At 73.6% G+C, this 11761-nt stretch carries 9 protein-coding genes; 4 read left to right on the top strand and 5 right to left on the bottom strand.

Annotation, left to right across the window (positions count from 1 at the left end; translation table 11 throughout):
- Positions 1 to 390: 390 nt before the first annotated feature.
- Positions 391 to 1650, top strand: a complete 1260-nt coding sequence (locus BAW75_RS12075) for an Nramp family divalent metal transporter (protein ID WP_104113628.1) — start codon at positions 391 to 393, stop codon at positions 1648 to 1650.
- Positions 1651 to 1706: 56 nt separating this feature from the next.
- Here BAW75_RS12075 and BAW75_RS12070 read toward each other — a convergent pair whose 3' ends face one another.
- From BAW75_RS12070 to BAW75_RS12055, 4 genes are all read right to left on the bottom strand, one after another.
- On the bottom strand, positions 1707 to 2651 hold the full coding sequence (locus tag BAW75_RS12070) for an ABC transporter substrate-binding protein (RefSeq protein ID WP_043325074.1): 945 nt from the start codon (positions 2649 to 2651) through the stop codon (positions 1707 to 1709).
- Between the two features lie 32 nt (positions 2652 to 2683).
- Positions 2684 to 3526, bottom strand: coding sequence for an ABC transporter ATP-binding protein (locus BAW75_RS12065; RefSeq protein WP_069089928.1), 843 nt, complete (start codon positions 3524 to 3526; stop codon positions 2684 to 2686).
- Positions 3523 to 4473, bottom strand: a complete 951-nt coding sequence (locus BAW75_RS12060) for a FecCD family ABC transporter permease (protein ID WP_244206092.1) — start codon at positions 4471 to 4473, stop codon at positions 3523 to 3525. Before BAW75_RS12060 ends, BAW75_RS12065 begins: the two co-directional genes overlap by 4 nt.
- Positions 4474 to 4664: 191 nt before the next feature.
- Complete coding sequence (locus BAW75_RS12055) at positions 4665 to 5711, bottom strand: FecCD family ABC transporter permease (protein WP_104113626.1); 1047 nt, start codon at positions 5709 to 5711, stop codon at positions 4665 to 4667.
- A 105-nt stretch (positions 5712 to 5816) separates the two neighbouring features.
- Between BAW75_RS12055 and BAW75_RS12050 the strand changes: the two genes are divergently transcribed.
- Complete coding sequence (locus BAW75_RS12050; RefSeq protein ID WP_104113625.1) at positions 5817 to 6749, top strand: helix-turn-helix domain-containing protein; 933 nt, start codon at positions 5817 to 5819, stop codon at positions 6747 to 6749.
- Positions 6750 to 6753: 4 nt separating this feature from the next.
- The gene (locus BAW75_RS12045) at positions 6754 to 7113 is read left to right on the top strand and encodes a YciI family protein (RefSeq protein WP_104113624.1); all 360 of its coding nucleotides are present in this window, start codon (positions 6754 to 6756) and stop codon (positions 7111 to 7113) included.
- A 35-nt stretch (positions 7114 to 7148) separates the two neighbouring features.
- Here BAW75_RS12045 and BAW75_RS12040 read toward each other — a convergent pair whose 3' ends face one another.
- Positions 7149 to 7616 carry a cytidine deaminase family protein gene (locus BAW75_RS12040; protein ID WP_244206091.1) on the bottom strand — a complete coding sequence of 156 codons (468 nt, stop codon included), beginning with the start codon at positions 7614 to 7616 and terminating at the stop codon, positions 7149 to 7151.
- A gap of 142 nt (positions 7617 to 7758) precedes the next feature.
- On the opposite strand from BAW75_RS12040, the gene hrpA reads away from it, so the two are divergent.
- On the top strand, positions 7759 to 11754 hold the full coding sequence (gene hrpA, locus BAW75_RS12035; RefSeq protein WP_104113622.1) for an ATP-dependent RNA helicase HrpA: 3996 nt from the start codon (positions 7759 to 7761) through the stop codon (positions 11752 to 11754).
- Positions 11755 to 11761 lie beyond the last annotated feature (7 nt).

Here is an 11761-nt window from a genome sequence, read left to right as displayed (position 1 = left end):
CAAACAAGGCCTCACCAAGAAAGAGATCATCCGCTGCCTCAAGCGCTACATCATCCGCGAGGTCCACACCGCCCTCCTCGCCGACTACACCGCCCTCAACACCCCTTGACATCCATAGGAGCATCCGACCGATCCGATCCGGCTCACCGCCGCCCCACCGAACGGCCGTCCCGCACCCGGGACGGCCGTTCGGCGTGCTGCGCCCGGGGCGATCGACCGGGCCGGAGCAGCCGCCGCGGCGGGGCGACACCGTCCCTCGTGTGCGCTTTCCCCTCCGTGCTCAGGTTAGTGGCATATGTGAGTAATAGTCGGGAACAACCCGCCTGACTCCGCCTCGCCCCCGCCGGTCGTCGTCTCGTCCCGCCGCCCGTCGTCCGTCGAGGAGCACCAGTGGTAACAAACGACTCGCCTGTCGTACCCCCACTGCGGACCGCCCGCGCCCCGCGCCCGGTACGCGGACGCCTCATCCTGCTCGGGCCCGCGTTCGTAGCGGCGGTCGCCTACGTCGACCCCGGCAACTTCGCCACCAACTCCACCGCCGGGGCCCGGTACGGCTATCTGCTGGTCTGGGTGGTGGTGGCGGCGAACCTGGCCGCCATGCTGGTGCAGACGCTCACCGCCAAGCTCGGCCTGGCCACCGGGCGCAGCCTGCCCGAACTGTGCCGGGAGCACCTGCCCCGGCCGCTGAACCGAGTCATGTGGGCGCAGGCCGAACTGGTCGCCATGGCCACCGACCTGGCCGAGGTGATCGGCGGGGCGGTCGCGCTGTACCTGCTGTTCGGCGTCCCGCTGCTGCCCGGCGGCCTGATCGTCGGCGCCGCCTCGTTCGCCATCCTGGCGCTGCGCTCCAGAGGTTTCCGGACGTTCGAGATCGCCATCGCGGTGCTGCTCGGGGTGATCGTGCTGGCGTTCGCGGTCAACCTGGTCACCGCGCAGCCGGACGTGTCCGACGCCGCGGCCGGCCTGCTGCCCCGCATGCAGGGCACCGACAGCATGCTGCTCGCCGCCGGCATCCTGGGCGCGACGGTGATGCCGCACGTCATCTACGTGCACTCGGCGCTGACGCCGAACCGCCTGCCCGCCGAGGGCGAGGCGCAGCGACGGGTGATCGCCAAGGGCCTGCGGGTCGACGTGCTGATCGCGCTCGGCGTCGCCGGGGCGGTCAACCTGGCCATGCTGCTGGTGGCGGCGAGCAGCTTCCACGGCACGTCGATCCCCGGCACCGACACCCTCGAAGGTGTGCACGCCGGGCTCGCCACCACGCTCGGTACGGCCGCCGCGGTCGGTTTCGCGGTCGCGCTGCTCCTGTCCGGCCTCGCCTCCACGAGCGTCGGCACGTACGCCGGCGAGATCATCATGCAGGGCTTCCTGCGCCGCCGGATCCCGCTGCTGATCCGCCGGATGATCACGCTGCTGCCCGCGCTGGCGGTGCTCGCGATCGGCGTCGACCCGACCCGCGCGCTGGTGCTGTCGCAGGTGGTGCTGAGCTTCGGCATCCCGTTCGCGCTGATCCCGGTGGTGATGTTCACCCGGCGCCGGGACCTGATGGGCAGCCTGGTCAACCGGCGGGCCACCACCGCGGCGGCGGTGGCGATCACCGCGTTCGTGGTGGCCCTCAACGCGTTCCTGCTCTGGCAGCTGGCCGCCTGAAACACGCCAGCGCCCGTCCGGCCTCGTGCGGCTGGACGGGCGCTGGTGATCGGGGCTCAGGCGGCCAGGTACTTCTCCAGGTCGTCCAGGATCTTGTTGGCGGCGCCCACGCCGATGCCGGTCATCCAGATCTCGTCGGAGACCACGTGCGCCTTGCCGGCCTTGACCGCGGACAGGCCCTTCCACAGCGTGCCGCCGGTGACCTTGGCCTGCTCGGCGGCGGCCTTCTCGCCGTACGCGGTCACGAACACCACGTCGCCGTCGGCCTCGGCGATGCGCTCCGGGCTGACCCGGTCCATCCGCTTGTCCTCCTTGCCGGCGAGCATCTGCCGCTCGGGGCGGCCCAGGCCGGTGTCGCCGACGACGATGCCGGAGAAGGAGTCCGGCCCGTACAGGCGGATCTCGGTCGGCATGAAGCGCACGATGGAGACCTTGCGGGACGCGGCGTCGCCGAGCTTGGCGCCGAAGTCCTTCGCCCGCTTCTCGTACTCGGCCAGCAGGTCCTTGGCCTGCTGCTCCTTGCCCAGCGCCGCGCCGTCGAGGAGGAAGTTCTCCTTCCAGGTGATGCCGACCTTCTCGGTGAAGACGGTCGGGGCGATCTTGGACAGCTCGTCGTAGAACTTCTCCTGGCGGAACTTGCTGCCCAGGATGAGGTCCGGGTTGAGCGCGTTGATCGCCTCCAGGTCCGGCTCGGTGAGCACGCCGACCTCGGTGATGCCGGCGAGCTTGTCCGCGCCGAAGTAGGTGGGCCAGCTCTTCGCCTCACCGGCGGTGGCCGCGCCGACCGGGGTGACGCCGAGCGACAGCGCGGTGTCGATCTTGTCGGTGTCGAGCACGACCACACGCTTCGGCTCGGCGGGCACCTTCGTGGTGCCCATGGCGTGGGTGATCTCCCGGGTCTCCCCGGTGCCGGCGCCGCCGACGGGATCGCTCTCCCCGCAGGCGGTGAGACCGACGCCGAGGGCGAGCGCGGCGGTGAGTGCGACGGCGAGACGACGCATGGTGTTCCTTTCGGTGGTGCGGGTCGGCGCGCTCAGGCGTCGCCGACGGGGACGCCGGCCGTGGCCGGCGTGGCGGCCGGAACGGCCGAGGTCTGGGTGAGGGCCGGCACCACGAGCGGGGCGCCGCTGACCGGGCAGGGCACGACCACGCAGTCCAGCCCGAACACGTCGCGGACCAGGTCGGCGGTGAGGATCTCGCGCGGCTCGCCGGCGGCGACCACCGCGCCGTCGCGCATGGCGATCAGGTGACCGGCGTACCGGGCCGCCTGGTTGAGGTCGTGCAGCACGGCCACCACGGTCCGGCCCCGCTCGGCGCGCAGCCGGTGCAGCAGGTCCAGCACCTCCACCTGGTGGGCCAGGTCGAGGTACGTGGTGGGCTCGTCCAGCAGCAGCGCGTCGGTGTCCTGGGCCAGCGTCATGGCGATCCACACCCGCTGGCGCTGGCCGCCGGAGAGCGTGTCCACCGCCCGGTCGGCCAGCCCGGCGACGTCGGCCAGCCGCATGGCTTCCTCGACCGCCCGGCCGTCCTCGGCCGACCACTGCCGCCACCAGCGCTGGTAGGGCTGCCGGCCGCGCCCGACCAGGTCGGCCACGGTGATCCCCTCGGGCACCAGCGGGCTCTGCGGCAGGACGCCGAGTCGCCGGGCCACGTCCCGGGTGGGCAGGTCCCGGATCGCCGCGCCGTCGAGCAGCACCGCGCCCCGCCGGGGCGTGAGCAGCCGGGCCATGGTGCGCAGCAGCGTCGACTTGCCGCAGGCGTTCGGGCCGACGATCACGGTGAACGTGTCGGCCGGCAGGTCGAGGTCCAGTCCGTCCAGCACGGTCCGGCCCTCGTAGCCGACGACCAGGTCGCGGGTGGACAGCAGCGCGGTCACGAGCGCCTCCCTCGGGTGCGCAGCAGCACGAAGATCAGGTACGGCCCGCCGATCGCCGCGGTCAGCACGCCGGCCGGCAGTTGGGTGGGCGCCAGCAGCCGCCGGGCGCCCAGGTCGGCGAGCACCAGCAGCAACGCGCCCAGCAGCGCGGCGCAGAGCAGCGGCGGTCGCTCGGTCCGGGCCAGCCGGCGGGCCACCTGCGGGGCCACGAGCGCCACGAAGTCCACCGCGCCCACCTGGGCGGTGACCATCGCGGCGGCCAGCACGCCGGTTCCGGCCAGGCCGATGCGCCGGGCCACCGGCCGCAGGCCGATCCCCCGCGCGGTGTCGTCGTCGAGCGTGCTGCTGCGTAGCGCCCAGCCGGCCCAGAGCAGCACCGGCAGCAGCACGGCGAGCGTGCCGGCGATCCAGGCCGCCTCGCTCCACCCCTTGCCGGCGAGCGTGCCGATGAGCCAGATCTGCGCGCGCAGCCCGTCGATCGGGTCGGCGGTGAGCATGACGACCTCGATCAGCGCCCGGAACGCGAAGGCCACCGCCACGCCGGCGAGCACGAACCGCTGGGCGGCCAGGCCGTGCCGGGCGCCGAGCGCGAACACCAGCACCGCCGCGGCCAGGCCGCCGAGCAGCGCCGCCGGCGCCACCAGCACCGCCGCCGCGCCGCTGGTCAGCGCGATCGTGGGGGCCAGCCCGGCGCCCTGGGTGACGCCGATGACGTCGGGGCTGGCCAGGGGGTTGCGGGCCACGCTCTGGATCAGCGTGCCGGCCACGCCGAAGGCCGCCCCGGCGACCGCCGCGAGGACGGCGCGGGGCAGTCGCAGGTCGCGCACCACGAGGTCGTACGGGGTGCCCGCGCCGGAGAGCGACCGCACCACGTCGACGGGGGCCACGTACGGCGTCCCCAGCGACAGGCTGACCACCACCGCGAGGCAGAGCAGCACGAACAGCACCAGCGCCAAGACGACAGGACGCCACCGGAACGGCACCGCCACCGCCGCCCCGACCCGCAGAACCCCGCGCCCGGCCCCCCGCGGCCCACGTCGTTGATCTTGCACTTGCTGCCCCGACCGCGCCGGGATCGCCCCTTTCGCCGGGGCGGCAAGTGCAAGATCGCGGGAGTCTGTGCCGGGGACCGGGGTGGTCATGTCGTCACCGTTTTGGCTCGGTGGACCAGGTAGGCCAGCAGCGGGGCGCCCAGCAGGGCGGTGATGATGCCCGCGGGGATCTCGCCGGGCGGGGCGACCAGGCGGCCCGTCACGTCGGCCGCCAGCACCAGCGCGGGGCCGAGCAGCGCGGCGACCAGCAGCGTCCACCTGTGGTCGGCGCCCACGAGCGCCCGGGCCAGGTGCGGCACCGCCAGCCCGACGAACGCGATCGGCCCGGCTGCGGCCACCGCGGCGCCGGTGAGCAGCACGCCACCGCCGCCGGCGGCCAGCCGGACCAGGGCGACCCGGTGGCCGAGCCCCCGGGCCACGTCGTCGCCGAGGGCGAGCGCGTCCAGGCCACGGGCGGCCAGCAGGGCCAGCAGCACGCCGGCCGCCACGAACGGGAGCACCTGACCGGCCACGCCGACGCCCCGGCCGGTCAGCCCGCCGACCACCCAGAAGCGGTACTCCTCGAACGTGCGGGCGTCGATGCTGAGCAGCGCGTACACGATGGCGCCGAGACCGGCGTCGAGGGCCGCGCCGACGAGCGCGAGGGTGACCGGGCTGGCGCCGTCGCGGGCGCGGTTGGCGACCGCGAACACGAGCAGCCCGGTGAGCAGCGCGCCGGCGATGCCGAACCAGACGTACCCGGCGAGCGTGCCGACCCCGAACACGGCGATGGCCAGCACCACGCCGAACGAGGCCCCGGCGCTGATGCCGAGAATGCGCGGCTCGGCCAGCGGGTTGCGGGTGACCGCCTGGAACAGCACCCCGGCCAGCGCCAGCGCGAGGCCGACGACCAGCCCGAGGACGGTACGCGGCAGCCGCAGTTCCCGGACCACGGTGGTGGCGTCGCCGCCGTCCGGAGAGACGAGCGCGTGCCACACCTGGTCGACGGGGAAATGACGGCTGCCGAGCGCGAGACTGGCCAGCAGCGCCAGCAGGAGCAGGAGCGCCGCCGCCACGGTGACCGCGACGCGGCGGACGGTGCCGCGGCGGACGGGAGCCCCGGCCCGCGCGGGCCGGACGGCGACGGTGGTCACGAGGGGTTTCGCCTTCCGGTTAGGTGCGCCTTACCTTAGCTGACCTGCTAAGGCGTACCTAAGCGGGTTGCGCCTCCACCAGGGGGAGGCACGATGGTGGATGCCATGGACGGTGCGGAGCGCTACTCGATCGGTGACCTGGCCCGGCGGACCGGGCTGCCGGTGAAGACCATCCGGTTCTGGTCCGACCGTGGCGTCGTGCCGCCCACCGACCGAGGGCCGGCCGGTCAGCGCCGCTACGACGCGGCCGCGGTGGCCCGGCTCGACCTGGTACGGACGTTGCGCGAGCTGGGTGTGGACCTGCCCACTGTGCGCCGGGTGGTGACCCGGGAGGTCACCCTGGCCGAGGTCGCCTCGGCGCACGCGGACGCGCTGACCGCGCAGATCCGCCTGCTGCGGACGCGCCGCGCGGTCCTCACGGTGATCGCCCGGCGCGGGGCCACGCCGTCCGAGGCCGACCTGCTGCACCGGCTGGCGGGCCTGGCCGTGCGGGAACGACGGCGGCTGGTCGACGAGTTCCTCGACGCGGCGTTCGGCGGCCTGACCGATCCGGGGTTCGCGGGCATCCGCCGGTCGCTCACACCAGAGCTGCCGGACGATCCGGACGACTGTCAGATCGAGGCGTGGGTGGAGCTGGCCGAGCTGACCCTGGACCCGGGATTCCGGGCTGGGCTGCGCCGGCTGGCCGAGCAGCACGCGGCGGACCGGAACGGCGCCGAGGGCGTACGCCGGGACGTGGTCGCCGTGGTCCGGGATGAGGTGGCCCCGGCGCTCGCCGACGGCGTCGAGCCGGCCTCGCCCGACGCGGATCCGATCGTGGCCCGGGCGGCGGCCCGGTACGCGCGGATCTGCGGCAGGCCGGACGACGCCGACCTGCGCCGGCGGATGCTGGACCGGTTGCGGACCGCGAGCGACCCTCGCCGGGAGCGGTACCTGGAGCTGCTCTCCGTGATCAACGGCTGGCCACCGGCCGAGAGCCTGGCGCCGGTGCTGGACTGGTCGATCCGGGCACTGCGCGCCCGGCAGCACCTAGCCTGAGGACATGCGATTCGACAGGCACACGGTGGTGCTCCTGGTCCGTCCGGACGACGCGCCGGACCTGCCGCCCGACGCCCTGGAGCGGATCCAGGACGCCCACCTGGCCCACCAGGCCGGGCTGGTGGAGCAGGGCGCGGTGCTCGCGGCCGGGCCGTTCCTGGACGGCGACGACGAGCGGATCCGCGGTTTCGCGGTGCTGTCGGTGGACCCGCAGATGGCCCGGGAGCTGTACGCGAACGACCCGGCGGTCCGCGCGGGCCGGCTCGTCGCGCAGGTCAGCAGCTGGATGGTGCCGGAGGGTCAGGTCCGCTTCGAGCAGGTGCCGGTGCCCCGCTCGATGCTGGAGGCCGCGGCCGGCGACTGAGCGTTGCGGCTCAGCGCGCCGGACCGGAGCGCCGGTCAGTCCTCGGCGGCCTGCCGGACGCCCGGCACCACCGGGGTCGGCCACAGCGGGGCACGCGGTCCGGCCGGCACCTCGACCTGCTGGTCGGACCAGACGTACGTCTCGGGCAGCAGGTCGGCGATCGGGACCGCGCGCAGCCCGTCGGGCGGGCCGACGATCACCTTGATCGCCGGGAAGTAGTCGAGCAGCACCTGACGGCAGCGCCCGCACGGCGGGATGACGCCCCGGCCCCGGTCCCCCACCGCGACGATCGTCTCCAGCTCGCCGGCGCCCTGGGTCGCGGCGGCCCCGATCGCCACCACCTCGGCGCACGGGCCGCCGGTGAAGTGGTAGACGTTGACGCCGCTGAACACCCGGCCGTCGGTGCTGCGTACGGCGGCGGCGACGGTGTGGTTGTCGCTGCGGCAGCGCAGCTTCGCCACGGCGGTGGCGGCCTGCACGAGCGCCCGGTCGGTGTCCCGCATGATCATCCCCGCCCCTCGTCGGCCCCGTCGGCCCCCGTCGGCGGCAACTTTATCCCCGCCGGGCGGCCCGCCGGTGACGGCGCGCCCGTCGCCGGTAACCCGGGGGCGGTCCGCCGCGCGGCTGCCTATCCTTGGCGACGACATGCAGAAGCCAGCCGTACCCGCCGCCCCTGAGACCGCCCGCGACCTGCACCGCCGCCTCGCCCCGCTGATGTTCCGCGACCAGCGCCGCCTCCAGCGGCGGCTCGACGGCGTGCGGCGGCTGCGTGACCCGCAGCGGCGGGACGCGGCGCTGGCCGAGATCGGGGCCGAGGTGACCCGGGCGGAGGCCCGGCTGGAGTCGCGCCGCGCGGCCGTGCCGGCGATCACCTACCCGGCGCAGTTGCCGGTGAGTGAGCGCAAGGACGACATCGCCGCCGCGATCCGCGACCATCAAGTGGTGATCGTGGCGGGTGAGACCGGCTCCGGCAAGACCACCCAGCTCCCCAAGATCTGCCTGGAGCTGGGGCGCGGGATCACCGGCCTGATCGGGCACACCCAGCCCCGCCGGCTGGCGGCCCGCACGGTCGCCGACCGGATCGCCGACGAGCTCGGCACCGAGCTGGGCGACGTGGTCGGCTACAAGGTGCGCTTCACCGACCAGGTGGGCGAGAACAGCCTGGTCAAGCTGATGACCGACGGCATCCTGCTGGCCGAGTTGCAGACCGACCGGATGCTGCGGCAGTACGACACGCTGATCATCGACGAGGCGCACGAGCGCAGCCTCAACATCGACTTCATCCTCGGTTACCTCAGGCAGCTCCTGCCCCGCCGGCCCGACCTCAAGGTGGTCATCACCTCGGCGACCATCGAGACCGACCGGTTCGCGAAGCACTTCGCCGACGCCGAGGGCAACCCGGCGCCGGTGGTCGAGGTGTCCGGACGCACCTATCCGGTGGAGGTCCGCTACCGGCCGCTGGTCGAGGTGACCGAGGCCGAGGAGGAGGACGAGGCCGACGAGGAGAACGTCCGGGACCAGATCCAGGCCATCGGCGACGCGGTCGAGGAGCTGGCCGCCGAGGGGCCGGGCGACATCCTGGTGTTCCTCAGCGGCGAGCGGGAGATCCGCGACACCGCCGACGCGCTGGGCAAGCTGGTCCAGAAGAAGCGGTCGCTGCTCGGCACCGAGATCCTGCCGCTGTACGCCCGGCTGTCCACCGCCGAGCAGCACCGGGTCTTCGCCGCGCACTCCAACCGCCGGGTGGTGCTGGCCACCAACGTCGCGGAGACCTCGCTGACCGTGCCGGGCATCAAGTACGTGGTGGACCCGGGCACCGCCCGGATCTCCCGCTACTCCAGCCGGCTGAAGGTGCAGCGGCTGCCGATCGAGCCGGTCTCGCAGGCCAGCGCCAACCAGCGCAAGGGCCGCTGCGGGCGTACCTCGGACGGCATCTGCATCCGCCTCTACGACGAGCAGGACTTCGACTCCCGCCCCGAGTTCACCGACCCGGAGATCCTGCGCACCAACCTGGCCTCGGTCATCCTGCAGATGACGGCGATCGGGCTCGGCGACGTCGCCACGATCATGTTCATCGACCCGCCGGACCGGCGCAACATCACCGACGGCGTGAACCTGCTGCACGAGCTGGGCGCGCTCGACCCGGCCGAGACCGACCCGGCGAAACGGCTCACCGCGCTGGGCCGGCGGCTGGCACAGCTCCCGGTCGACCCCCGGCTGGCCCGGATGGTCCTGGAGGGCGAACGCAACGGCTGCGCCACCGAGGTGGTGGTGATCGCCGCCGCGCTGTCCATCCAGGACCCGCGCGAACGCCCGGCCGACAAGCAGGCCCAGGCCGACCAGGCGCACGCCCGGTTCGCCGACAAGGAATCCGACTTCGTCGCGTACCTGAACCTGTGGCGCTACCTGCGGGAGAAGCAGCGGGAGCTGTCCTCCAGCGCGTTCCGCCGGATGTGCAAGGCCGAATACCTCAACTACCTCCGGGTACGGGAGTGGCAGGACATCGTCAGCCAGTTGCGCCAGGTGAGAAGCACCTCGGACAAGGGTGAGGGCCGGCGCGGCGCCGGCGCCGACCTGCCGGAGGAGATCGACACCCCGAAGGTGCACCAGTCGCTGCTGCCCGGCCTGCTGTCGCACCTCGGCCTCAAGGACGCGCAGAAGCACGAATACCTGGGCGCGCGGGGCGCGAAGTTCGGGATCTTCCCCGGGTCGGCGCTGTTCAAGAAGCCGCCGCGCTGGGTGATGGCCGCCGAGCTGGTGGAGACGTCCCGGCTGTGGGGGCGGGTGGCCGGGCGGGTCGAGGTCGAGTGGGTCGAGCCGCTGGCCCAGCACCTGGTCAAGCGCAGCTACAGCGAGCCGCACTGGGAGAAGAAGCAGGCCGCGGTGATGGCCTACGAGAAGGTCACGCTGTACGGCATCCCGCTCGTCACCTCGCGCAAGGTGAACTTCGGGCGGATCGACCCGGTGCTCAGCCGGGAGCTGTTCATCAGGCACGCCCTGGTGGAGGGCGACTGGCAGACCCACCACCACTTCTGGCGGGACAACCAGAAGCTGCTGACCGAGATCGAGGAGCTGGAGAACCGGGCCCGGCGCCGCGACATCCTGGTCGACGACGAGACCATCTTCGCCTTCTACGACCAGCGCATCCCCGCCGACGTGGTCTCCGGCCGGCACTTCGACTCGTGGTGGAAGAAGACCCGCCGGGAGCAGCCGGACCTGCTCACGTTCACCCGCGAGCTGCTCGTCAACGACGGCCGGGGCGGGGTGGACGAGGAGGACTTCCCGGACGAGTGGCGGGCCGACGGCGTGACGCTGCCGCTGACGTACACGTTCGACCCGACCGCGCCGACCGACGGCGTCACCGTGGACATCCCGCTGCCGCTGCTCAACCAGGTGCCGGCGGAGAGCTTCGACTGGCAGGTGCCCGGGCTGCGCGAGGAGCTGGTGATCGCGCTGATCCGGTCGCTGCCCAAGCCGGTGCGGCGCAACTTCGTGCCGGTGCCCGACTACGCGCGCGCCGCGCTGGCCGCGATCACGCCGGGCGAGGAGCCGCTGCTGGCCGCGCTGACCCGGCAGCTGCGCCGGATGACCGGCGTGACAGTGCCGCCGGACGCCTGGGACCCGGGGAAGCTGCCGCCGCACCTGCGGGTCACGTTCCGGGTGCTCGGCGAGGACGACAAACCGGTCGCCGAGGGCAAGGACCTGCCGGCGCTGCAACGCGAGCTGCGCCAGGAGGTACGGCAGGTCGTGGCCGCCGCCGCGCCGGACGTGGCCCGTTCCGGGCTGACCGAGTGGTCGATCGGCGCGCTGCCGCGCACCATCGAGCAGGTCCGCGCCGGCTTCGCGGTGACCGCGTACCCGGCGCTGGTGGACGAGGGCGCCACCGTCGGGGTGAAGGTGTTCGACTCGGCCGCCGAGCAGGAGGCCGCGCACTGGGCGGGCACCCGGCGGCTGCTGCGGCTGACGCTGCCGTCGCCGGCGAAGTTCCTCCAGGGACGGCTGAGCAACGAGGCGAAGCTGGCGCTGTCCCGCAACCCGCACGGCAGCGTGCCGGAGCTGATCGAGGACGCGGCCGGCGCGGCGATCGACAAGCTGATCGGCGACGCGGGCGGCCCGGCCTGGGACGCCGAGGGCTTCGCCGCGCTGCGCGACAAGGTGCGGGCCGACCTGGTGGACACCGTGGTCGAGGTGATGGACCGGGTCCGCCGGGTGCTGGCCGCCGCGTACACGGTGGAGCAGCGGCTCGGCGCGACCCGCAACTTGGCGGTGGTGGCCGCGCTGGCCGACATCCGTGCCCAGCTCACCGGCCTGGTGCACAAGGGCTTCATCACCGAGACCGGCTACGCGCGCCTGCCCGACCTGCTGCGCTACCTGACCGCGATCGAGCGGCGGCTGGACCGGCTGCCCGGCAACCCGCAGCGCGACAAACAGCAGCAGGACCGGATCGCGGTGGTGCAGAAGGAGTACCAGGACATGCTCGCCGCGCTGCCCCCGCCGCGGCGCGCGACCCCGGCGGCCCGCCAGATCCGCTGGATGATCGAGGAGCTGCGGGTGAACGTGTTCGCCCAGGCCCTGGGAACCCCCTACCCGGTCTCCGAGCAGCGCATCTACCGGGCCATGGACGACGCCGAGGGCCGCTGATCCGCCG

Origin of the sequence: Micromonospora chalcea (assembly GCF_002926165.1) — a bacterium.
Classification (GTDB): Bacteria; Actinomycetota; Actinomycetes; order Mycobacteriales; family Micromonosporaceae; genus Micromonospora; species Micromonospora chalcea.
This window is presented reverse-complemented; position numbering and strand designations above follow the sequence as displayed.